We start from the raw sequence: 22,624 nt of genomic DNA on the forward strand, positions 1-22,624 counted from the left end.
TGGCACCAGTTTACGGGCCATCGCTTGGAGCAAAGTCCCACGCCGATATGTACTTACACCATGCCGCCATTGGCGCGGACGACCTGGCCGTTGATCCAGCCGCCGTCCGGTCCGGCAAGGAAAGCGACGACGGAGGCGATGTCGGCGGGCGTGCCCAGCCGCTCCAGCGGGTTCATCTTGGCCAGTCGCTCGACGAGTTCGGGCGTTTTCCCGTCGAGGAAAAGGTCGGTTGCCGTCGGGCCCGGCGCCACGGTGTTGACGGTGATCGAGCGGCCACGCATTTCCTTCGAAAGAATGGCGCCCATCGTCTCTACGGCCGCCTTCGTCGCCGCATATATGCCGTAGGTCTCCAGCCGGATGCCGACCACGCTGGTGGAAAGATTGATGATGCGACCGCCGTCGCGTACGCGTCTCGCCGCCTCCCGCATGCAGTTGAAGCTGCCTTTCAGGTTGATCGCCATCATCCTGTCGAACATGGCGTCGTCGCTGTCGGCGATGGGCTTGAGCGCCATGATGCCCGCATTGTTGACGAGCACGTCGATCCCGCCAAATGCCGCCTCTGCAGCGTCGAACATGCGCGCAACGGCTTGCGGATCGCTCACATCGGCCTGTGCCGCTATCGCCTGGCCGCCACCAGCCTCGATCCCGGCAACCACGGCCTCGGCGTCCTGGTGGCGACCGGCATAATTGACGATGACGGTGAAGCCATCCTTCGCCAGCCGCTCCGCTATGCCCGCACCTATGCCGCGCGATGCACCTGTTACGATGGCTACCCTTCGATCGCTCATGAGATTGTTCCTTTCGTCGCAGTTTGATCGGTCGTCTCGCTTCGATCCTCGAAACTTAGCACTCCCGGCTGTAGGAATAATCGGCTAGAATTCGGCAGGATAATACGGATTTTCGAACAATGGATCGATATGATGCGATGCGGGTATTCGTCAGGATCGTCGAAAGGCGCAGCTTCACGCTGGCGGCGCAGGATCTTGGCCTGCCCCGCGCGACAGTGACGGATGCGATCAAGGCGCTGGAGGCGCGGCTCGGAGCGCGCCTGCTGCAGCGAACGACGCGCCATGTGCGGCCGACACTCGATGGCGAGGCATATTATGGCCGCTGCCAGCGGCTGATCGCCGATCTTGAGGATGCGGAGGCGGCTTTTTCGAAAGGCAAGCCAAAGGGGCTGCTGCGGGTAGACGTCCAGGGAATGCTTGCGAGGACCTTCGTCATGCCCCGGCTCGGCGAATTTTTCGCCCTGTATCCGGATATCGAGCTTCACATGAGCGAGGGCGACCGGTTTGTCGATCTCGTGCGGGAAGGGGTGGATTGCGTGCTGCGCGTCGGTGAACTCCAGGATAGCGAGATGGTCGCCCGCCGTCTCACCGTCCTGCGCGAGGCCACATGTGCCTCTCCGGCCTATTGCCAAAGCCGCGGCGCGCCGCAGCGGATCGAAGACCTGGCGGGGCACGCCATGATCGGCTTTCGTTCATCGGCGACCGGGGCGATCATGCCGCTGGAATTCTCCGTCGAGGGCACGCTGCGCACTGTCACGCTGCCGGTGGCGATGACTGTCACGGGCGCGGAAACCTATTTCGCCGCCGCCCTTGCCGGCCTCGGCATCATCCAGGCCCCGCGCTATCGGCTGGAAAAATACTTCAATTCGGGCGAGCTCGTACCGCTCCTGCCGGACTATCCGCCGTCGCCCAGCCAGGTCTCGCTGCTCTATCCGCGCAGCAAGCAGCTCTCGCCGCGGCTGCGCGTATTCATGGACTGGATGGTGGAGGTCTTCCGTACGGTCGACTTGGCCTAAGCCCTGGTAAAGACAACCAGACGCTTGCCGCGCCGGTCCAGCAACACCAGTTTTTGCCGCTTCTCGTCGATCCGCCACGAGCGAACCTTTTCCATTGCCGCGAAGAATTTGCGTTCCTGAACCATCGCGGCGGGCACGCAGGCCATCCTCGTGCTTGCGATCGGCCCGAAATTGATCTTCCGGCCTTCGATTTTGGCTGTTCCACGCATGCGGTTGCAACCGCCCGAACCGCCTATGGCCCCGTCTTCGCGGATTTCGAGGATCGTCTGGAGCCGGTCGATCACGCCGGCGCCGCCGATGTCTTCGGCAAGCCATCGTCCCTGCAATTCCCGCGGCGCTTGGGATGGCTCGGCCAATACCGGCCGGCCGGAAAGCGCCATGAGGGCAATGACGACCGCAATGAATTTCCATGATCCCGATAACATGATGCGTGTTCCCCTGATCGCCCCGGATAGGCCGAGACTCGCCTATTCGCCGGTTTTCTGCAAATATAAAGCTGCGGCTGACGACCGAAAGCGACAATTACCGGGGTGGAGCCGCGCTCAGGGAGTGCGTGATGTGAGTAATACATCTCCTGAAAGTGGAGCCGATCAGGTTCAATTGACGGTCAATTGCCGTGATATTCTGCGCGAACGCTATCTGGACAAGGTGTCGTCCGTGCAATTGCTTTCCGTCTACCGGAAGGCCCTGGCCAATGGCTGGGGACTATCGCAGGTGCAGGAAGAAATAGACGGATTGCTGCGGAGGAAGGCGAGGGAGCTTGGCGACGAGCCGCCCTGCTGAACGTTTCGCCCTTGCGGCCGGATGTAACCTGATGTGACCGGACGGTTTTCTGCCATGCACGTTCGTTGCTGCGAACGGCTTGCAGAAACGTGCTGTTTTTCGCCTGACGCTGAGGCGCAGCCCCTGGAAAGACCAGAGGCTGGTCCCGCAAGCACTACCTGATCAATTGCAGGCCATCCAGGCGATGCGTCGGATGTCGGAGCGTGCGATGCCAAGATCGGCAAGGTTGCGGTCCGTGCAGACGCTCAACTCGTAGAGGTTCTGCCGGTATTGACGGTATTTCCTGATGCGGTTGCGAAGGCTCATGTTCTACCCCTTTATCGTTGGCCCTCCCGCTGATAAGTCTCCGTCAATTCGGCGCGGCTGAAAACTGCAATTGTTGCAATGCAGCGTTGAGTCCAGTGCATGGCGCACCTGCCGTTTTGACCGTGGCCGCGACAGTCGATATGAATATTCGCCCCGCCATTCGAGAGACCAAAGCCTTGCAATCCTTGAAGCCAACCGCGCGCGATCGTGTCGACGAAGTTCTCGGCGTCCTTGCCGGCCGCAATGGCGATGAGCGGATATTCACGCGCATCTATACCGGGCGGGCGAGACAGGAGGCGGACGCCGCCGACCAGCGCCGGGTCGATGGCCGGCCGCTCGGTCCGCTGGATGGCCGCATCGTCTCGATCAAGGACCTCTTCGATGTGGAAGGCGAGCCGACATTGGCCGGATCGCTGATGCGGCGCGAGGCGGAGCCCGCTGCTGCCGATGCGCTGGTCGTGCAACGTCTGCGCGCCGCCGGCGCGATAATCATCGGCAAGACATTGATGACGGAGTTCGCCTTCACGGCGGTCGGGCTCAACCCGCACTCCGCGCCGGCCGGCAATGCCGTGGATCCAGCGCGGGTTGCCGGAGGATCGTCGATCGGTGCGGCGGTGTCGGTGGCGGAAGGGACGAGCGATATATCCATCGGCTCCGACACGGGCGGCTCGGTGCGCATACCCGCGGCGCTGAACGGTGTCACGGGCTTCAAGCCCACGGCAAGGCGCGTGCCGCTATCGGGCGCATTTCCGCTATCTCCGAGCCTTGATTCGATAGGTCCGCTGGCACGCAACGTGGCGGACTGTGCGCTGGCGGACGCGATCATGGCCGGCGAGCCGTATCATCCGCTGCCGCCGCGCCAACTGGCCGGGGTGAAGATCGGCATACCGGTCGGCATTCCGCTGCAGGCGCTCGACGAGACTGTCGCCGGCGGGTTTGCCCGGGCGATCGCGCTTTGCGAGCATGCGGGCGCGGTGCTGGTGGAACACTCGCTGGACGACCTCATCGAGGCCATGGCGGAGGCGACGGCGATCGGCTCCATCGCCGGTATCGAGGCGAGCCGCGTTCATGCCGGCTGGCTCGAGAAGACAGGACTCGATGTCGATCAGCGGGTGCAGCGGCCGCTGCTGCGCCGCCTTGGCGTGACGGAACGGGACTATGTCGCGCTGATGCAGAAACGCCGGGTGCTGGCGGGCGAAATGGATGCGCGGCTGGCGGAATTCGACTTTCTTGCCCTGCCGACGGTGCCGATCGTGGCGCCGACACATCAATCCGTTGCCGATGATGCGGTCTACAGGGAGGTCGAGGGCCTGCTCCTGCGCAATACGCAAATCGCCAACCAGTTCGACCTGACGGCCATAAGCCTGCCGATCCCCGATACGGAACTGCCTGTCGGGCTCATGCTGATGGCACGGCATGGCGCGGACGGGCGGCTGCTGGCCGCTGCCGCCGCCGTGGAGATACTGCTGTCCCAGCGGGGCTCAATTGGCCAATTTCATGCGGAAAAGCAGAAATAGCACTCGCATTTTTTCGCCGTGTGGTCAGGATGGGCCGCAATTCTGCCAGAGGAGTATCCCTTGAACCGCCATTATTCGTTCCTGCTCTGCATGGAAGCCTGAGCCTATGGATGACAGGAAATTTTTTGAGGCGCTGTTTCGCGCGGCGGTCGACGCAGCGGACCCGGCGGCCACGATCGAGGCGCATCTGCCGGAGAAGCCGAGAGGCAGGACGATCGTCGTCGGTGCCGGCAAGGGCTCCGCGCAGATGGCGCAGGCCTTCGAACGGGCATGGAGAAAGCGCCATGGGGATGCGCCGATCGAGGGCGTCGTCGTCACGCGCTATGGCTTTGGCGCGCCCTGTGATGAGATCGAGATCATCGAGGCCTCGCATCCCGTTCCCGATGCCGCAGGGCTCGTGGCGTCGAAGCGGCTGCTCGACGCCGTTAGCGGCCTCAGCGCCGACGATCTGGTGGTCGCGCTCATATCGGGCGGCGGATCGGCCTTGCTGCCTTCGCCGCCGGAGGGGATGACGATCGAAGACGAGATTGCGGTCAACAAGGCGCTTCTGGCGTCGGGCGCGCCGATATCGGCCATGAATGCCATCCGCAAGCACCTTTCGACCATCAAGGGCGGCCGGCTCGCCGCTGCGGCACATCCGGCCCGCGTTCATTCGCTCATCGTTTCCGACATTCCGGGTGACAATCCGGCCTTTGTCGCCTCGGGTCCGACCATAGCCGATGCCACCAGCCGCGAGGATGCGCTGCGCTTCGTCGAGCGCTACAGGCTCGACCTGCCGGCGGCGGCGATGGAGCATCTACGCTCGGAAGCAGCAGCAGCCCCGCAGCCGAACGATGCCGTCTTCAAGGGTCATGCGGTCGAGGTCATCGCCTCGGCAGGGGTGTCGCTGCAGGCGGCGGCCGATGCCGCGCGCAAGGCAGGTGTCGAAGCATTCATCCTTTCCGACGCGATCGAGGGTGAGGCGAGAGAGGTCGCGCATGTCCATTCGGCTCTGGCCAAACATGTCGCCTTGCGCAATCAGCCCTTCGCAAAGCCGGTCGTCATTCTTTCGGGCGGCGAAACCACGGTCACCGTGCGCCACAAGGGCAAGGGCGGACGCAACACCGAATTCCTGCTCTCCCTCGCCATCGACATAGAGGGGACGGAGGGCATCAGCGCATTCGCGGCCGATACGGATGGGATCGACGGATCGGAAGACAATGCCGGGGCTTTTGCCGATGGCACCACGGTCGAACGGCTGCATGAAAAGGGGCTCGATGCCGCAGCTTTTCTCAATGGCAATGATGCGTGGACTGCATTTTCGGCGCTGGGCGATCTTTTCGTGCCCGGCCCGACCGGCACCAACGTCAATGATCTCCGTGCAATCCTCGTGCGCTAGGGGCCACGCGTCTGTCGCCATGTTTGCCACCCTTCAGTCGCCATGATTGCCACCCTTCTATCGCCATGATTGGATGTACAACGGAAGCACCCCCGCATGCCCGTCTGATTCTGGGCCCACCACAAAGGAAAGCCGAATGCGCGCAGCTCCCATCCTTGCCGTTCTGTCACTCATAGCCATTGCCGGTTGCACGACCGCAATGAAAACACCGGGTACTGCCGGCAAATCTCCCGTCACGGATACGTCCTTCGTGCCGCCGCCAAAGGAACTGATGCAAAAGGCAACGCCGGAGAAGAAGCTTTCATTCGAAGAGAGCGTCGAACAGCGGCGCATCCAGACTGCCCGTCCGCAATAGGCGCGTTCTTCGTAGGCCGATCAGATGCCGCTTCCTCCGGGAGGCGGCATTTTCATTTCCGGGTGTGACGGCAATGGCAATGAAGGCTTTGAGAATGAAATGTCCTGGGACAGGCGCCGGGTCCTGAAACAACAAAACCCACCGCGGGAGGAGGTGCGGTGGGTTTCGTTGGTTATGGAGGGTCTTCTGGGAGGAGAAGAGACCATCCGTTTCGACGGATCGGGAGGAGGAGATACCGTCGAAAATTCCTGATCCAAAGATAGCGCAACGCAGATGAAATGACATAGACAATATTGCATAGCAGCATTGCGCCGTGTGCATCGCAACATGACCTGTGGTTGCACCCTCACATTGTCTTGATAATCGCCGAATGGAACATCTGCGCCACCACATCCGTTAATAAAGGGTTCGCATGGCGGCGATTTCCTGAATTTTTCCGGCCATGCGAGGAAAGGTCGGTACGATGCGCTACGGCAGATCAATCGCATTCGCGACAATTCTAGGCACCGCGCTTCTCGGCAGCGGAATGGCCGCTCATGCTTTCAGCATGGATGAGGCCGACAGCGGTACGAGCGAAATCTACAACAAGAAGTTCCAGCGCGCAGCGCTCCTCGAAGCGCGGGCCTATGTCTGCGGATCGGATTCCGCGGCCAGCGAGGCCGCCATGCGCGCCGGCATGGAAGAGACCGGTCTGCCCGAAGACATCGCGGTCGAAGTCGTTTCGGATCTCGCCTCCGGCATCATCGACAAAGCGGTGAAGAACGGCAACAGTAAGCTGTGCGGCAAGGCAGAGGTAAGACTTTCAAAGCTTTGACAGGTAAAAGCGACAGCATCGCTGGCTACATATTTATTAAAGTTTTATTATATTTCAAACTTGCGTAGGCAGTTCACGAAGATTTTTGCTTGATAATACAAGCGACATGGAGACGAGAGCGATTTATTGTGATATCCGAAAAAAATATATTGTGGCAAAAGTGAGCGGCGTCGATTTTTGCAGAAACGGCAATAAGCAAGAACGCCATATTTTGTTGAACGCGGGTAGTATCCAGGGCCTCTGTGCAGATAGTCTTCGCAGGGACGTCCGGGGCGGGAGCATTGCATGAGCAAGCGTTTGGAGACATTGAAGGTCCTGAAAGAAGAACTTTCGAGGTTGTGCGCGCTCGCCGATCAGGAGGGGCTGGATATGATCGCCTACTTCATCGAAACGGCAATCCGCGAGTCGGATGAACAGCTCCAGGCTGAATTGCATCCGTTGCATGGATTGAATCTTGGTGCCGCGGCCAGTGGGGACAAGCGCCTCTGACGCGGCCGACGGGTCGGCCGATGGATCGCCTGTAGCCGAAGCCGCTCGGCGGCGTCCTCGAATGGCGAATTGAACCAGAGTTCAAAATTTATGAAGCATCAGGCGGGCCGCCACTTATTGCGCCGGGGAAGAGGCAGCCTATATTCTGGCAATGACCCCATTATCCGTTCTTGACCTTTCACCGATTGTAGTTGGCGGCAACGCGGCCCAATCACTCCGAAACTCCCTCGATCTCGCACGCAGCGCGGAGCGTGTCGGCTATAATCGCCTGTGGTTGGCCGAACACCACAATATGCGCGGCATCGCCAGCGCGGCGACAGCCGTCGTCATAGCGCATGTCGCGGCCGGAACCTCGAAGATACGCCTCGGCGCCGGCGGCATCATGCTGCCGAACCATTCGCCGTTGATGGTGGCCGAAGCCTTCGGTACGCTCGCCGCACTGCATCCCGGCCGCATCGATCTTGGCGTTGGCCGGGCGCCGGGCACGGATCAGCTGACCGCGCAGGCATTGCGGCGCAACCTGGATCAGGACATCAACGGTTTTCCCCAGGACGTGGTCGAACTGCTCGGTTATTTCCGCGAGCCGGAGGAAGGTCAGCGGGTGATCGCGGTCCCGGGAGCCGGCCTCGATGTTCCGGTGTGGATTCTTGGCTCGAGCCTGTTCGGCGCCCAGCTCGCCGCCGCGCTCGGCCTGCCCTATGCCTTCGCCTCGCATTTCGCGCCGTCGGATCTTGAACCGGCGATCGAGATCTATCGCGCGCGGTTCCAGCCCTCCGCCTATCTCGAAAAACCCTATGTCATGCTCGGTCTGAATGTGTTCGTCGCCGATACGGACGAAGAGGCCAAATTGCTGCAGACGTCGCAGCAGCAGGCCTTCGTCAACCTGCGCACCGGTCGGCCGGGCCCGCTGCCGCCGCCCGTCGCGGGTTATGAAGAGACGCTCGATCTCCAGGCGCGGGCAATATTGCGCCACTCGCTCTCCTGTTCCGTGGCTGGCTCGCCGCAAACGGCGAAGGCCGGCGTCGAGGAATTCATCGCCCGTACCGGCGCAGACGAGGTCATGGTGACGGGAATGATCTTCGATCACGCCGCCCGCGTCCGCTCCTACGAATTGCTGGCGCGCGAGATGATCCAGTTGGCGGAACCGGCGGCGGCGGAGGCCGCCAGGGCGGGGTAGTCTTCGGCCTGGACACATTTTCGCCACGACATTGCCCCGAAATAACCTGATCGTCGGCAGGTTGAGGGCCAATTCCCCGCGTGAACTGCGCGAGTCATCAATGAATCGGACGTTGATGTCCTGATTCTGCATGATCGTTCGCCAATCACGTGAAAGGAATAACGATGCGAAAGATGATAGTGGCCGCGCTCTGTGCGGTCTTCCCACTGGCCACATCCGTGGCCTATGCACAGACGGCGACCCAACCTGCACCCAGCGCCACCGAGACGGCACCAAAGGCGGAAACGCCGGGTCAGAGCGCAGCTCCGCAGATCACGACGATCAACATCGTCGATATCAACGAGCTGCCGGAAGCTACGAAAACCCAGGTCAATGATGCCGTTGCCCAGCGCAGCGACAGCGATGTGAAGAAGCTGCGTTCCTCCATCGATCAATCGCCTGAGGTGACCGCAGCGCTGAAGGAAAAGGGGCTGACCTCCGAGGCGGTCGTCATCGCCAGCCTCGATTCGAAGGGGCTGCTCACGCTCGTGACCAAAAAGCCGGGCTGATCACTATCCGATAGCTGACCCGGTGGTCGCGGCGGTCTACGCCGCGCCGGAACCGAGTTCAATGGCGCGCTGATGGGCGGCGGAAACGGCCTCGGCCATGAGCTGCTTCAGCTTGTCGTGGCCCATCAGGATATCGAGAGCCGCAGCGGTCGTGCCGCGCGGGCTCGTTACCTGTTCGCGAAGCAGCGTCGGCGAATCCGCGCTGGAGGCGGCGAGCGAGGCTGCGCCATAAACGGTCTGCATGGCGAGGAGCCCAGCCGTTTCGGGCTCGAATCCCACGGCGATCGCCGCTTCGGTCAGGCATTCGATGAAGTGGAACACATAGGCCGGGCCCGAGCCGGAGACCGCCGTCGCGGCATCGATCAGGCTTTCATCCGCTACGGACGCCACTTCGCCGCTCGTCTTCAGCAATTCATCGACCAGCGCCGCATCGGCGGCATCGACATGGCTGTTGCGGTAGGTGACGATCATGCCCTTGCCGATCGCCGCCGGCGTATTCGGGATGGTGCGGATGATGGCGGTGCCCGTTCCGAGATGATCTTCGAAGAACCCGACCTTTATGCCCGCCGCGACGCTGACGAAAGTGGCGCTTCCGGCAAAGCGCTTGTAGGCCGGCAGGACATTGCCCATGACCTGCGGCTTGACCGCGACAATGATGATGCGGGCCGGATAGTCGTCGGCGAGGGCCGCGACATTGGCGACGGCGGCGACACCGAGCGTCGCCGCGCGTTCGCGCAGGGCATCCGCCGGTTCGACGACGGCGATCTGCTCCGGCTTCAGGATGCCTGCGGCGAGCCAACCCTTGAGCATGGCGAAACCCATATTGCCGCAGCCGACCAGAACCAGATTACCGTCCATTTTTGTTCTCCCAGATGAATCGGGTGCAATTTGATGCCTAAGCCGGCGGTGGTCAACTCAAGCGCCGCCGATTAGGCGGAGCGAGGCAATATGACCTGCCTTGCGGTAAGCCGCAGGCCGAAGGTCGCCATGACCACCAGCAGCCAGACCGGATCGGCGCGCCGGAAGAAGAAGCTTTCGAGAAATGCGTTCATCAGCGAGAAGGTCAGGCACATCATGAAGAAATCGGCGAGGAAGATATTCTCGCGCTTCTTCAGGCAGCGGACATAATCGATCAGCGGCAAAAGCACCAGCACCAGCATGGCGCAGACGAGCGCCGGGATACCCATGGCGATGGCAATGTCGAGATAGCCATTATGGGCATGAACGATGCCGCGCACGTCCCAATCCAGATAATAGGGGTTTTCCGCCTGTTGCACGACGGGCGCTTCCCAGAAACTTTCGAGCCCGTAGCCGCGCCAGGGCGTATCGGCCAGTTTCTCCAGCGCGAACTGCCAGATCGAGGAGCGGCCGGTGAATGTGGCATCGACGCCGAGATTGAGCAGGAAATCGCGCGCGCCGGGGAAGAAAACGGTGCCGATGGTGAAGTAGAAGAAGGCGAAGAGGACGAGGGCGATGATCAGCGCCGTGATCAGGCGCAGGCCCATCAGGCCGGGCAGCATCACGAGCAGGATCACCAGCGGCACCAGCGCCGTCGAGGTTTTCGAGCCGGTATGGGCGACGAACACCAGCGCCAGCAGCAATATGGCGATGCCGGGCTTCAGCCAGCGGCGGCGGATCAGGTAGATGCCGGCGAAGACGAAGGCGGCCATGACCGGCGCGGCGATGTTCTTGTGGGCGAAGATGCCGCGCCAGAGGCCGGCGTGCTGGGCCTCGACCTCCGCCGCCGTATGTGTGGCAAGGTCGGGGACGACGGCAAGCCCGACATAGGACAGCACCAGGACTGCAATGCCCGCGATCGAGAGGACGAGGGAGAAACCGTCGCCATCGCGCGGCAAGGCCAGTACCGCGATGACGCAGAGCACGCCGATCAATGTGAAGATCACGGCGCGCTGCGCCGCGGCCGGATCGACGGCGATCAGGGTGGAATAGAACAGGAAGCCGAACATGAGCGCCCAGAGCGGGCTTGCGAGGCAGAGCAGCCGGCGCGGATCGGCCAGCCCGATCATCGCGATGATGGACAGGCCGCCGAGAGCGCCGAAGCCGAGCTGGTTGACGAGATCGCCGCCGCTGCCGGCAGCGGCAGTGCTGGCCGGCTGGAAAGGCCGGAACGAGATGATGAGGACGCAGAGGACCAGCGCCGCGATCAGGCTTGCGGCGAGGCGAAGCGGGATCGCCTGTTCAATTCTTCTCAGGCTGCCGGTATTGCTCATTCGAATATCCGAAATCCGCCAGCACGCGCCCAAGCCCGATATAGATGGGATAGGCGCCGATGGACAATGATCCTGATTTGAGCGCCGCCACGGCGCCCCTTGCCGGCGATGCGGCGAGGAGGGCCAGGCTCTTCAGCGTCGTCTTCGTGCGCCCGAAAGCGCCGCCGGCATGCTTGCGCCGTTCGATAAGGCTTGAAATCACGCCGTTTCGCAGCGCGCGCGCCCTGATCCAGCTCGCCTCGACACGCCGTTCGGGCACTGTCTCGTAGACCGGGGCTTCGGCGCACCAGGCAAGGCGGAAGCCGCGGCGAACGCTGCGGTCGATGAAATCCGAATCTCCGCCGCCCATGAAGTTGAAGGCGAGATCGAGAAATGGAAACGGCATCGCCTCAAGGACATTGCGCCCGATCAGGAGGTTTCCGGAGGAATAAAGGATCGGAACTGGCCCGGTTTGCGAATAATGCGGGCGAAAAACCGGATGCGATGCGAAGGATTGGTGCTCCTTGCGCGCGAATATCGGGATTTGCGGGCCGCCGACGAAATCGACGCCGAAAGCTTCGCGCGTGGCGCAGAGGTTTTCCAGCCAGTTCGGATCGGCGATCTCGTCATCATCGATGACGACCAGCGAGGAAAAGCGCGGAAAGACCGCAAGCGCCGTCCGCCAGCCGGCATTATAGGCGTTACAATTGCCGCGATCATGGGCGATGATCAGCAGGCCGGGGATCTTCCCGCCGGCAAACAGCTCGAGCGCCGCTGCCGCGCCCTCCCGCCGCTCGGCTTCGTTTTCCATGACGATCACGGCAAAGCGCCTGCGCGTCTGCTGGGCTTCGAGAGACGCCAGTGTCTTCAGCAGATGTTCCGGTCGCTTGAAGGTCGGGAGCGTCACCACGACCTCGATCTTCTCCGGTTCCAGCCCGGGCGATTGCGCCACGATGGAAATATTGTCAGGCAGTTGCATCGAAGATCGCGCCCAAAACTATTTATCCGTTATTTATCTTCACAGGGTATAGACGCCACTTGTTCAATAATTCATTACGCGCCGAAGAAAGCGCGGCGAGAAAACAAGATCGATGCATGTTTTGTTCGTAACATCTCTGGTTCCAGACGGAAACCCTACCACGGGCTACGAGATTGCCAACAAGGCGATCATCGACGGCCTGGTGCGCCTTGGCGTCAAGGTGACCGTGCTCGGTTTCATCTGGCCGGGGAGCAAGCCTGCCGACCCGGCGCAGACGATCGTACTCGGCGAGGTCGATGTCCGTAACGAAACGGCGGGCATCTTGCGCAAGATCGGGTGGATAGCGAAGGCGTTTGCCACCGGATTAACGGTTTCTTCGGTCAAATTGCGGGTGGTTTCGCGCCGGGATCTGCGTGCAGCCATGGCACGGGCCGAACCCTTCGATTTCTATATGCTGAACGGAGTTCCACTATCCGGAACTTTCGAAGACTGCTTCAACGACCGGCCGCAAATGTTCGTTGCGCATAATGTCGAGCACCGGTCCGCCGCCGAAAACGCTCAGGCTGCCGCCAGCCGCATCCAGAAGTTCCTGTTTGGCCGCGAGGCTCGGTTGCTCGCCGGGCTGGAACGCCGCCTGTGCGACCGTGCGGCGTTCGTCTTCACGCTTGCCGAAGAGGATATTGCAGCGCTCGGCCTCGCCGGCAGCGACAAGGCGGCGGCACTGCCGCTTGCGACCGGCACCGTGCCACCGCGCCAGGGCCCGCGCCGCATTGAGCGCGACATCGGCCTTATCGGTACATGGACCTGGCAGCCGAACAGGATCGGGCTCGAATGGTTCCTGCGCGAGGTCGCGCCGCATCTCGACCCTCAGATCCGCGTGACGGTGGCCGGGGCGACGCCTGCCGACCTCAAGGCCGCGTGGCCGAAGGTCGAGTTCGCCGGGCGCGTGCCGGATGCGAAGCAGTTCGTGCTTGGCTCCGCCGTCATTCCGCTCATCAGCAGGGCAGGGACCGGGGTACAGCTGAAGACGATCGAGACGTTCGAACTCGGCCTGCCGAGCGTTGCGACCTCGCTTTCGGTCCGCGGCATCGCCGGCGTTCCGGAGAATTGCGCGGTCGCCGATGATCCACGCACCTTCGCCGCTGCCGTCAACCGGCTGGTCGCCCGCTCCAGATCCGGAGAGAACCTCGATTGCGACGGAACGTCGTTCCATGCCGCGCAGGTCGAACGGCTCGACGCGCAACTGCGGCTTGGACTGGCAAGACTGGAAAAGTCGAGTTGAGCCGGACGGATGACAACGGCCCGATACCGGGGCGCCTGATCCTCGGCGTGCCGGTAGCGCCTCTGCGCCGAGACGAGGCGATCGCCGAGATGGCGGAGCGGATTTCATCGCGCCAATTCACCCGCGTGACCTGGCTCAACGCCCATAACGCCAATCTCGCCTGCGAGAACAGCGAATTTCGCTCGGTTCTGCAGGATTTTCTGGTCCTGCCGGATGGAATCGGCGTCGATATAGCCTCGAAACTGCTGCATGGCACGCCATTTCCGGCCAATCTCAACGGTACCGATTTCACCCCGGCGCTGCTGCAGGCGCTGCAACAGCCGCTGCGTATCGGCCTCATCGGCGCCCGGCCGGAGGTGGTGAAGCGCGCGGCGGCCAAATTCGGCGAGGTCGCGCCGCAGCATGAATTCCGCATCATCAGCGACGGGTTTTTCACCCCCGCCGACGAGCCCCGCCTGTCGCAGGCATTGCAGGACTTCGCCCCGCATATCCTGCTGGTCGCCATGGGCGTTCCCCGGCAGGAATTGTTCATGGCGCGGATGCTCGGCCCGCAACATTGCATCCTGGCCTTCGGTGTCGGCGCGCTCTTCGATTTCATGGGCGGCGCCGTGCCCCGCGCCCCGGCCCATATCCAGCGCCTGCGGCTGGAATGGGCCTACCGGCTGATGCAGGAGCCGCGGCGGCTGTGGCGGCGCTATATTGTCGGAAACCCGCTTTTCCTGATACGCGTGCTTCAGGCGAAATTGAAGGGCGTCAAATGAGTTCAGTAGCGGTGGTAACGGCGAGCTATGCTCCGGATTTCGAGCGTTGCCGGCTGTTATGCGAGACGATGGATCGTTTCGTGACCGGGCACAGCAAGCATTACATCCTGGTCGAGCACCGCGACGTCGCCCTGTTCAAGCAGCTCGAAGGTCCACGCCGCCAGGTGGTGGACGAGCGCGACCTGCTTCCCGGCTGGATCAGGCCTTTTCCGGACCCGACAAATCTGGGTCGCCGCAGGCTCTGGCTCTCGCCGCGGACGATGCCGTTGCGCGGCTGGCACGCACAGCAGCTGCGCAGGATAGCCATTGCGTCGCATCTTGAGGACGACGCCCTGTTCTATGTCGATTCCGACGTCACATTTCTCAAGCCGTTGGACTGCGCGTCGCTGTGGCGCGGCGGCGATCTGCGGCTGTTCCGCCGCGATGGCGACTTGCTAAGGCCGGTGCCGGGCGATCAGCGCATCTGGTCGGCCAATGCCGGAAAGCTGCTCGGCCTGCCGGTGACGAGTGCAGAGGGCCATGATTATGTCGGCACGCTGATTGCCTGGCGGCGCGAGACCGTCATCGGCATGTGCAGCCACATTGAACAACTGTCGGGCCGGCACTGGATTGCAGCCATCGGTCGCGAGCGGCGTTTTTCCGAATGTATGATCTATGGGCGCTATGCGGATGAAGTCGTCGGCGGAGACGGGTTTTTCCACGATGGAGCGGAATTGTGCCGCATCCACTGGTTCGCGCCGGCACCCACGGATGAGGAACTTCTCGCCTTCGTGGCAGGCATGGCGCCGCATCAGGTGGCCATCGGTATACAATCCTTCACCGGCGACAATACCGGGCGCATCCGGCGATTGCTGCGGCTCTAGACCCGGCGTGCCGGCCGCCTGATGGCGCGATATGTCAGGATCGCCGAGAGCAGATAGAGCGCGGCAAAAACCGCATTGAGCCAGACCAGCCAGTCGTCGACGCCCGGCATGCGGGTCAGGAGCAGATAGAGCAGGCCCGCCTTGGCGACGCCGAGAACGGCAAGATTGACCGCGCGAATGCCCGACTGGCCGCGCGCATAGAGAATTTCAGCCTGATATTCGAGGAGATTGCGGAAGCCCGGGACGAGCAGCACCAGCGGCAGCAGCGCAACGACGGAGGCGACATTGCCGCCCAGCGCCCGCGGGAAGAGATGCAGGAAAAGCGCCAATCCGCCGAGACCGATCGCCGAGACGAGGAAAACGCCGGCTTCGAGGCCGATCCGCGTGGTGAGGGAGCGCAGCATGTCGGGCGTGCGCATCAGCTTCTGCACCAGCATCATGTTGAACGAGCGGATGGGCAGGGCTGTCAGGTCGACCAGCCGCATGATGATCGAATAGACGCCGGCCGTCTGCGGGCCGCCAATGGCCAGCACCAGCAGCTTGTCCAGTTCGGACTGCACATAGAACAGCACTTCCGCCCCTGCGACCGCGAAGGAGTCGGCGAGCCGCCGGTTGTAGATCCTCGGCACGAGCCGCAGCCTGACCCTCGGATAGAAATAGATGATGGCGATCAGCAATGCGATGCCATTGGCGCCGGCATACCACCAGCTCCAGGCCTCGAGGCTCGTGACCCAGGAGAAGGCGAAAAGCACGGCGGCGATTGCCCGCAGGGCGGTGCCGATGACGACGAGGATCGCGGCGCGGCCGAACCGGTTGAGGCCGTTATTGACGATGACGACGACTTCGAGCGAGCGCCAGAGCAGCGCTTCGGCACCGACGATGACGGCGAAAGTGGCGAGCGGCAGGCTCGAACCGAAGAAGATCAAATGGGCGAGAAAAGCTGCCGCCAGGAAAAAGGGCAGCGACAGCACCACCGCGGCGAGAAAGCCGCCGGTATAGGCGCCGATCAGATGCGGCTTGACCGTCGCCACCCGGTAGAGCGGAGAAACGAAGCCGAAGGAAACGAGCCGGGAAAGCATGACGCCCGTCGCCGAAGCAGTGGCAAAAAGGCCGAATTCGGCAATGGTCAGCGTATTGGCGAGCGCCACGAAATAGGCGAGCGAAATGACGAGCCTGCCGGCCGAACCGCTGATCACCGAAAAATAATCGCGAATGATGCCTTGATTGGCTTTGATGTGGCGCAGAACCAATTTCACTTCCTGCCTGAGGGCGGTTGGCTGATCTTGGACGAAAAGCCTTAACACCTTGTGCTCACGCAGCAATATCGGGCGGGACGATCGATGCCAAGCCTACCATTAACGAATTTTTTCCCATAGACTTTTATGATCGATTAACCGCGCATCGACGGTCTTGGAGTTCAATTCGAATGAGCAGTGGCGATAACGAGACGGCGAAGCGACGCTCGCTTCTCTCGTTTGCAAGTGAGGTCGAGGATCAGCGGGAGACGCCCGGCAACGAGCCGCGTGGCGAGGACAATCTCGACCATTACCGGCGCATGCGCGCTCTTCGCCTCGCGGCGGAAACGGATGCGGCGCCGCTGCCACTGCCCGAGATCGCGCCGTTTCCCGATTTCGATCCGGATGCGGATCAGCAATCGGCGGTAGACCGCATGCGCGCCGACATGGCCGCGATCAAGGCCGAACTCAACCGCCGCGTCGATGCGGCGGAGCGCCAGGCCGATCACGTGCCGCCGCCGCAGTTCACGCCGACCGAGTTTCAGCCCTTGCGCGGCGACGAGGCTCCGGGTTGGCGACCGGACGCGGATCTGGAGCCGCGCAGCGAGGCGAGGGCTCCGACGCCACCGGCGACGCCCGTTTACACGTCAGATCCCGTATACGCGCCCGTTCAAGCGCCGGCCCGGCCGGAAACCGATGACTGGAAGCCACTCATCGACCCCCGCATCGTCATCAACAGGGTGCTGCGCTCGAAATCGCTGATCCTTGCGACCACCATCATCGGCACGCTCATCGGCGTCGGCTATGCCATGACCTTGCCGAAACTCTATTCGTCGACGGTCGAGATGCTTGTCGATCCGCGCGATCTGAAGATCGTCGAAAAGGAGATCGCTTCCAGCCAATTGCCGGTGGATGCTTCGCTGGCGATCGCCGAAAGCCAGCTGCGTCTCATCCAGTCGAGCAGCGTCCTGACGAAAGTGATCGACAAGGCCGGTCTTGCGACCGATCCCGAATTCAACGGCGATCTCAGGGAACCCGGCCTGCTTTCCGCCGTGCGGGAGCTCTTTTCGTCCGACAGCACGCCGGATGCGACAACGCAGGAGACGCTGCTGCTGCGCAACCTCTACGATCATCTGAATGTCGAACGCAGCACCAAGAACTTCATCTTCAACATCACCGTCGAATCGCGCGATCCCGACAAGTCGGCCTTCATCGCCAATACCGTCTCCGACGTGTTTCGCGAGGAACAGGCGAACATCCAGTCCGATACGGCGCGGCAGGCGACGGAGGCGCTGACGGCGCGGCTGAACGATCTGCGGCAGGGCGTCGAGGATGCGGAAAACGCGGTGCAGAAGTTCAAGGCCGACAACGACCTCGTCGATGTCCAGGGCCGGCTGATCAGCGACGACGAGATAACGCGCACCAATGACGAACTCACCGCTGCGCGCAACCAGACCATCCGCCTCAAGGCGCAGGCGGATTCGATCCGCAATGCGTCGGTGGAGGGTGTCCTTGGCAATACCTTGCCGGAGGAGTTCCGTTCCGGCGTCATCGTCGCGCTGCGTTCGCAATATGGCGCGCTCAAGCAGCAGGCGGACGGCCTTGCCACGAAACTCGGGCCGAGGCACCCGCAACTGATCCAGGCGCAATCACAGGTGAGCGGCATCCGCACCGAGATCCGCAACGAGTTGCGGCGCATCGCGTCCTCGGTGCAGGTCGAACTCGACCGATCGACGCAGCAGGAGCAGGAACTGGCGGGACGCCTTGCCCAGCTGAAGGCGCGCACCGCCAGCAACAATGAGGAAATGATCAAGCTGCGCGAGCTTCAGCGCGAGGTGACGGCGAAACGCGAGGTCTACGAGGCCTTTCTGCTGCGCGCCCGCGAAATGGGCGAGCTCGAAGGTGTCAGCACGGCCAATATCCGTGTCATTTCACCGGCGCGGCCTGCGCTGGAGAGCAGCGGCGGTTCGCGCAAGCTGGTGGCCATTGCCGGGCTGATCGGCGGCTTGCTGGCTGGCCTTGGCCTGGCCATGCTGCTCGGCATGATTGAAAGCTTCCGCGCCGGCAACCGGAGTGACGGGGATGGACCGCTCGGCCCGGCGCCGGATGGCAGCCGCGGCAGGAACGATGCGGGTGCGACCGCCGAACCCGGTTCACGTCTTGGCGCTGCGATAAGGCGGGCGGAGGCGAATTCTTCGCCGAGGGGCGATGCCTCGATGGAGGCGGACGACGCCGAGGCGGTGGCCGAATTCCTCTACGCCTATGGCGACGCACTTTTCGAGGCTAGGCCGCACGACAATACCAATATCGAGACGGCGCTCGAAAAGATCGCCCGGCTGCGCAAGGTGCTGGACGAGGAAAAGGACAGGCGGACCGCCTGACCGGGACGCGCCTGACCGGATGCGCCGGCATGTGCCTGACTGGGATGCGCCTGACCGGGATGCGAATGTCGAATTCGTTGCATCAATGCAGGCGGGGCGTCGGTCCCTGGCCCTTGTCGTCGATGACATAGCCGCGATAGAACCGGTCGAGCCCGAACGGGGCAGTCAGCGGATGCGGCTCGTCCTTAGCAATGGTCCAGGCAAAGCATTTGCCGGAAATGGGCGTCGCCTTGAACCCGCCATAGCACCAGCCGGTATTGAGATACATGCCGGGCAGCGGGCCGGTGGTGATGATCGGCGAGCCATCCATGCTCATATCCATGATGCCGCCCCATGAGCGCAGCAGCTTCACCCGCGCCAGCGCGGGAATGAGCGCGACGAACTCGCTCATCACATCCTCGACGACGGGCAAATTGCCACGCTGGGCGTAGGAATTATAACCGTCTATATCGCCGCCGAAGACGAGGCCGCCCTTGTCGGACTGGCTGAAATAGAGATGCCCGCCGCCGAAGGTCGCCACCGTATCGACGACCGGCTTCAGCGCTTCTGAAACGAAGGCCTGCAGCACATGCGATTCCAGCGGCAGGCGGTCTATGCCGGCGCGCCGCATCAGTTCGCTGGTGCTGCCGGCGACGGCGCAACCGACCTTCTTCGCATTGATCGGGCCGCGCGTCGTCATGACGCCGGTGATGCGGTCGCCATCCTTCATGAAGCCGGTGACTTCGCAATTCTCGATGATATCGACCCCGAGCTGGTCGGCGGCGCGGGCATAGCCCCAGACGACGGCGTCGTGGCGCGCCGTGCCGGCGCTGCGCTGCATCAACCCGCCGAGGATGGGAAAGCGCGCATTCGGACCGATATCGAGGCCGGGAACGAGCTTCCTGATCTGCTCCGGCGTCATGAGCTCGCAATCGATGCCGTTGAGGCGCATCTGGTTGCCACGGCGCGCATAGGCATCGAGCTGCGGCAGCGAATGGGCGAGGTTGACGACGCCGCGCTGGGAAAACATCACATTGTAGTTGAGGTCCTGGGAGAGCGTCTCCCACAGCTTCATCGAGGCCTCGTAGAAATGCTGGTTCTCGGTGAGAAGGTAGTTGGAGCGGATCGCGGTGGTATTGCGGCCGATATTGCCGGAGCCGAGCCAGCCTTTCTCCACCACGGCGATATTGCGCAGGCCATGCTCCCTGGCGAGATAATAGGCCGTCGCAAGCCCGTGGCCGCCGCCGATGATGACGACGTCATAGCCCGGCTTGGGATCGGGCTTTCGCCATGCTGGCTTCCAATCCTTGTTGCCGGTGAGGGCGTTCTTGAACAGGCTGAGGGCCGAATAGCGCATGAATATCCCCGGATTCGCTGCAATCGCCCGGGATCATGCTCGGATTCCCGGATTTAGCCAAGTTCTATCGGGCGCAAACCCGGCCAGGCGGTCACATCATCGCATTGCTCTCGCGCGCCGCTTTCGCTATTGCGTCAGCAGACGCCGTTCTGGCGGTATTGTTTAAGCGCAAAATCAACAGAATGGCGATCAACCCGAGAGCGTGAAGTCCGAGGAGCGAACAATGGCGGTGACGATCAATGGCAGGGAAATTGCCGAGGACGTGGTTTCGAAGGTCAAAGCCTCTGCCGCCGAGCTGATAGCTTCCTCCGGCATCACACCGGGAATAGCCGTCGTCATCGTCGGCGAGGACCCGGCGAGCCAGGTCTATGTGGCGTCGAAGGGCCGGAAGGCGCGGGAATGCGGCTTTCATTCGGTGCAGCACACCCTGCCGGAATCGACGTCGGAGGCGGAACTCGTCGCTCTCGTCGAGACGCTGAACGCCGATCCGCTCATCCACGGTATCCTTGTGCAATTGCCGCTGCCGAAGCACATCGATTCCGGCCGCATCATCCAGACCATCTCCCCGGACAAGGATGTGGACGGCTTCCACTTCATCAATGTCGGCAAGCTCGGCACCGGCGAACTGGAGACGGCCTTCGTTCCGTGCACGCCTGCGGGCTCGATGCTGCTGATCGAGCGCGCACTCGGGCGCGACCTGTCGGGGCTCAACGCGGTCGTCATCGGGCGTTCGAACATCGTCGGCAAGCCCATGTTCAACCTGCTTCTGGCGCATAATGCCACCGTGACCATCGCTCACAGCAAGACGAAGGACCTTGCCGCCCTGTGCCGCACGGCGGACATTCTCGTTGCGGCGGTCGGCAGGCCGCAAATGGTGAAGGCCGACTGGGTGAAGCCGGGCGCCGTGGTCATCGATGTCGGCATCAACCGCATCGCCGCGCCCGAAAAGGGCGAGGGCAAGACGCGCCTTGTCGGCGACGTCGATTTCGCCGAGGCCGCAAGCGTCGCGAAGGCCGTCACGCCGGTGCCCGGCGGCGTCGGCCCCATGACCATCGCCATGCTCATGGCGAACACGCTGGTGGCCGCTTTTCGCTCGATTGGAAAAAAACCGCCGCGTTTCTGATTGCTCGGTTGTGGAGTTTTGCTAAAACAACGCATGGCCGAAACCCTGAAAGCTGGCAGGAACTTCGTATTTCTGCTGATCGATAAATTTCCCATGTTCAGTCTTGCCGCGGCCATCGACACGATGCGCACGGCAAACAGGATGGCCGAGAAGCCTTATTACAGCTGGACGACCGTTTCCGCGACGGGCGCGCCGGTGACTGCTTCCAACGGCCTGCAGATCAATGTCCAGCATGCGCTGGCCGACCTGCCGGCATCGGATATCTTCTTCGTCTGCGCCGGCCTGACGACGGAGTTCGAGGACAAGCCGAAGGTCATCGCCGCGCTTCGCAGCATCGGCCGTCGCGGCGCCTCGCTCGGCGGGCTGAACATCGGCAGCTATATCCTGGCCGAGGCGGGGCAGCTCGAAGGCCACCGCTGCACCATCCATTGGGAAAACCGCGCCGGCTTCCAGGAGCGTTTCCCCGATATCGATTGCACCGGCAACGTCTTCGAGATCGACCGCAAGCGCTATACCTGCGCGGGCGGCACCACCTCCATCGATCTGATGCTGGAGATCATCCGGCAGGATTTCTCGCCCGCTCTCGCCAATGAAGTGGCAAACCAGTTCCATCATGAGCGCATCCGGTCGCAGACGGACCGGCAGCGGGTCGGCCCGGAGCGCGACCTGACGGGGAAATCGGAAAAGCTGCGCAAGATCGTCGAACTGATGGCCGACAATCTCGAACAGCCGAAATCCGCGGTCCGGCTGGCAAAGGCGGTCGGTCTATCCGTGCGGCAGGTGGAGCGGCTCTTCCTGCGTCATCTCAACATGACGCCGGGGCGGTATTACATGAGCCTGCGCCTGGAGCGCGCGCGTGAATTGCTGCGCCAGACCCATTCGCCCATCCTCGACGTGGCGCTGGCGACAGGCTTCACGTCGCATTCCTATTTCGCCCAAAGCTACAGGGCGCAATTCGGCCGCTCGCCTTCCGACGAGCGGCGCACGAATTATTGAGCAGTGGCTTCCTAGTGTGGTGGAATTGAAATACGCCTGACTATGGCGGCAGGGGCCGGAGCGTATTTCAATTCCGAAAACCACACTAGAAACATATAATTGCTAGTGACCCTATCGAATCTGAAGTTCATCTGACGCTGCTGCAATAATGTAGTGAACTTCAGATTCGGGTCACTAGTGTGGTGGAATTGAAATACGCCTGACTATAGCGGCAGGGGCCGGAGCGTATTTCAATTCCGAAAACCACACTAGAAACATATAATTGCTAGTGACCCTATCGAATCTGA

The 22,624-nt window shown here is 62.3% G+C and carries 23 protein-coding genes; 15 read left to right on the forward strand and 8 right to left on the reverse strand.

Annotated elements, in window-relative coordinates:
• Window positions 1–53 precede the first annotated feature (53 nt).
• The gene (locus tag OSJ75_RS12535) at window positions 54–788 is read right to left on the reverse strand and encodes an SDR family oxidoreductase (RefSeq protein WP_267228310.1); all 735 of its coding nucleotides are present in this window, start codon (window positions 786–788) and stop codon (window positions 54–56) included.
• Between the two features lie 119 nt (window positions 789–907).
• Here OSJ75_RS12535 and OSJ75_RS12540 point away from each other — a divergent pair, with 119 nt between their 5' ends.
• A complete protein-coding gene (locus OSJ75_RS12540; protein WP_267228311.1) occupies window positions 908–1,804 on the forward strand; it encodes a LysR family transcriptional regulator in 897 nt (298 codons plus the stop codon).
• Here OSJ75_RS12540 and OSJ75_RS12545 read toward each other — a convergent pair.
• Window positions 1,801–2,229: an META domain-containing protein gene (locus OSJ75_RS12545; RefSeq protein ID WP_267228312.1), complete on the reverse strand. Its 429-nt coding sequence runs from the start codon at window positions 2,227–2,229 to the stop codon at window positions 1,801–1,803. The genes OSJ75_RS12540 and OSJ75_RS12545 overlap by 4 nt on opposite strands.
• Window positions 2,230–2,362: 133 nt before the next feature.
• Between OSJ75_RS12545 and OSJ75_RS12550 the strand changes: the two genes are divergently transcribed.
• Window positions 2,363–2,587 carry a hypothetical protein gene (locus tag OSJ75_RS12550; RefSeq protein WP_250015309.1) on the forward strand — a complete coding sequence of 75 codons (225 nt, stop codon included), beginning with the start codon at window positions 2,363–2,365 and terminating at the stop codon, window positions 2,585–2,587.
• A 162-nt stretch (window positions 2,588–2,749) separates the two neighbouring features.
• Here OSJ75_RS12550 and OSJ75_RS12555 read toward each other — a convergent pair whose 3' ends face one another.
• Window positions 2,750–2,893, reverse strand: coding sequence for a DUF1127 domain-containing protein (locus OSJ75_RS12555; RefSeq protein ID WP_250015308.1), 144 nt, complete (start codon window positions 2,891–2,893; stop codon window positions 2,750–2,752).
• A gap of 140 nt (window positions 2,894–3,033) precedes the next feature.
• On the opposite strand from OSJ75_RS12555, the gene OSJ75_RS12560 reads away from it, so the two are divergent.
• The 7 genes from OSJ75_RS12560 to OSJ75_RS12590 all read left to right on the forward strand — a co-directional run bounded on the left by OSJ75_RS12560 (window position 3,034) and on the right by OSJ75_RS12590 (window position 9,171).
• Window positions 3,034–4,410: an amidase gene (locus tag OSJ75_RS12560; RefSeq protein WP_267228313.1), complete on the forward strand. Its 1,377-nt coding sequence runs from the start codon at window positions 3,034–3,036 to the stop codon at window positions 4,408–4,410.
• A 106-nt stretch (window positions 4,411–4,516) separates the two neighbouring features.
• Window positions 4,517–5,788, forward strand: coding sequence for a glycerate kinase type-2 family protein (locus OSJ75_RS12565; protein WP_267228314.1), 1,272 nt, complete (start codon window positions 4,517–4,519; stop codon window positions 5,786–5,788).
• Between the two features lie 136 nt (window positions 5,789–5,924).
• Window positions 5,925–6,143: a hypothetical protein gene (locus OSJ75_RS12570; protein ID WP_267228315.1), complete on the forward strand. Its 219-nt coding sequence runs from the start codon at window positions 5,925–5,927 to the stop codon at window positions 6,141–6,143.
• Window positions 6,144–6,606: 463 nt separating this feature from the next.
• On the forward strand, window positions 6,607–6,957 hold the full coding sequence (locus OSJ75_RS12575) for a hypothetical protein (RefSeq protein ID WP_267228316.1): 351 nt from the start codon (window positions 6,607–6,609) through the stop codon (window positions 6,955–6,957).
• A 285-nt stretch (window positions 6,958–7,242) separates the two neighbouring features.
• A complete protein-coding gene (locus OSJ75_RS12580; protein WP_250015301.1) occupies window positions 7,243–7,446 on the forward strand; it encodes a hypothetical protein in 204 nt (67 codons plus the stop codon).
• A 151-nt stretch (window positions 7,447–7,597) separates the two neighbouring features.
• Window positions 7,598–8,623, forward strand: a complete 1,026-nt coding sequence (locus OSJ75_RS12585) for an LLM class flavin-dependent oxidoreductase (RefSeq protein ID WP_267228317.1) — start codon at window positions 7,598–7,600, stop codon at window positions 8,621–8,623.
• A 164-nt stretch (window positions 8,624–8,787) separates the two neighbouring features.
• Window positions 8,788–9,171: a hypothetical protein gene (locus OSJ75_RS12590; RefSeq protein WP_267228318.1), complete on the forward strand. Its 384-nt coding sequence runs from the start codon at window positions 8,788–8,790 to the stop codon at window positions 9,169–9,171.
• 36 nt (window positions 9,172–9,207) lie between these two features.
• On the opposite strand, the gene proC is transcribed toward OSJ75_RS12590, so the two are convergent.
• The 3 genes from proC to OSJ75_RS12605 all read right to left on the reverse strand — a co-directional run bounded on the left by proC (window position 9,208) and on the right by OSJ75_RS12605 (window position 12,360).
• A complete protein-coding gene (gene proC, locus OSJ75_RS12595) occupies window positions 9,208–10,029 on the reverse strand; it encodes a pyrroline-5-carboxylate reductase (RefSeq protein ID WP_267228319.1) in 822 nt (273 codons plus the stop codon).
• A 71-nt stretch (window positions 10,030–10,100) separates the two neighbouring features.
• Window positions 10,101–11,402 carry an O-antigen ligase family protein gene (locus OSJ75_RS12600; RefSeq protein WP_267228320.1) on the reverse strand — a complete coding sequence of 434 codons (1,302 nt, stop codon included), beginning with the start codon at window positions 11,400–11,402 and terminating at the stop codon, window positions 10,101–10,103.
• A complete protein-coding gene (locus tag OSJ75_RS12605) occupies window positions 11,371–12,360 on the reverse strand; it encodes a glycosyltransferase family 2 protein (RefSeq protein WP_267228321.1) in 990 nt (329 codons plus the stop codon). Before OSJ75_RS12605 ends, OSJ75_RS12600 begins: the two co-directional genes overlap by 32 nt.
• A gap of 112 nt (window positions 12,361–12,472) precedes the next feature.
• Between OSJ75_RS12605 and OSJ75_RS12610 the strand changes: the two genes are divergently transcribed.
• From OSJ75_RS12610 to OSJ75_RS12620, 3 genes are read left to right on the forward strand one after another with little or no spacing between them, the layout of a single operon-like run.
• Entirely contained in the window at window positions 12,473–13,642 is a 1,170-nt protein-coding gene (locus OSJ75_RS12610; protein ID WP_267228322.1) for a glycosyltransferase, read from the forward strand.
• Window positions 13,639–14,403 (forward strand): WecB/TagA/CpsF family glycosyltransferase, encoded by a 765-nt coding sequence (locus OSJ75_RS12615; RefSeq protein WP_267228323.1) that lies wholly within the window; start codon window positions 13,639–13,641, stop codon window positions 14,401–14,403. The genes OSJ75_RS12610 and OSJ75_RS12615 overlap by 4 nt, the downstream gene beginning before the upstream one ends.
• Entirely contained in the window at window positions 14,400–15,266 is an 867-nt protein-coding gene (locus tag OSJ75_RS12620) for a DUF6492 family protein (RefSeq protein WP_267228324.1), read from the forward strand. The genes OSJ75_RS12615 and OSJ75_RS12620 overlap by 4 nt, the downstream gene beginning before the upstream one ends.
• Here the strand turns inward: OSJ75_RS12620 and OSJ75_RS12625 are convergent.
• A complete protein-coding gene (locus tag OSJ75_RS12625) occupies window positions 15,263–16,516 on the reverse strand; it encodes a lipopolysaccharide biosynthesis protein (RefSeq protein ID WP_267228325.1) in 1,254 nt (417 codons plus the stop codon). The genes OSJ75_RS12620 and OSJ75_RS12625 overlap by 4 nt on opposite strands.
• A 176-nt stretch (window positions 16,517–16,692) precedes the next feature.
• Between OSJ75_RS12625 and OSJ75_RS12630 the strand changes: the two genes are divergently transcribed.
• Window positions 16,693–18,882, forward strand: coding sequence for a GumC family protein (locus tag OSJ75_RS12630; protein ID WP_267228326.1), 2,190 nt, complete (start codon window positions 16,693–16,695; stop codon window positions 18,880–18,882).
• A gap of 82 nt (window positions 18,883–18,964) precedes the next feature.
• Here the strand turns inward: OSJ75_RS12630 and OSJ75_RS12635 are convergent, their stop codons facing one another.
• A complete protein-coding gene (locus tag OSJ75_RS12635) occupies window positions 18,965–20,218 on the reverse strand; it encodes a sarcosine oxidase subunit beta family protein (protein ID WP_267228327.1) in 1,254 nt (417 codons plus the stop codon).
• Window positions 20,219–20,441: 223 nt separating this feature from the next.
• Between OSJ75_RS12635 and folD the strand changes: the two genes are divergently transcribed.
• Both folD and OSJ75_RS12645 read left to right on the forward strand, forming a co-directional pair.
• The gene (folD, locus tag OSJ75_RS12640; protein ID WP_267228328.1) at window positions 20,442–21,341 is read left to right on the forward strand and encodes a bifunctional methylenetetrahydrofolate dehydrogenase/methenyltetrahydrofolate cyclohydrolase FolD; all 900 of its coding nucleotides are present in this window, start codon (window positions 20,442–20,444) and stop codon (window positions 21,339–21,341) included.
• Window positions 21,342–21,374: 33 nt separating this feature from the next.
• Window positions 21,375–22,337 carry a GlxA family transcriptional regulator gene (locus OSJ75_RS12645; protein ID WP_250015275.1) on the forward strand — a complete coding sequence of 321 codons (963 nt, stop codon included), beginning with the start codon at window positions 21,375–21,377 and terminating at the stop codon, window positions 22,335–22,337.
• The last annotated feature ends 287 nt before the right edge of the window (window positions 22,338–22,624 follow it).

This window comes from Phyllobacterium sp. 0TCS1.6A (assembly GCF_026420825.1).
Taxonomy (GTDB): Bacteria; Pseudomonadota; Alphaproteobacteria; order Rhizobiales; family Rhizobiaceae; genus Phyllobacterium.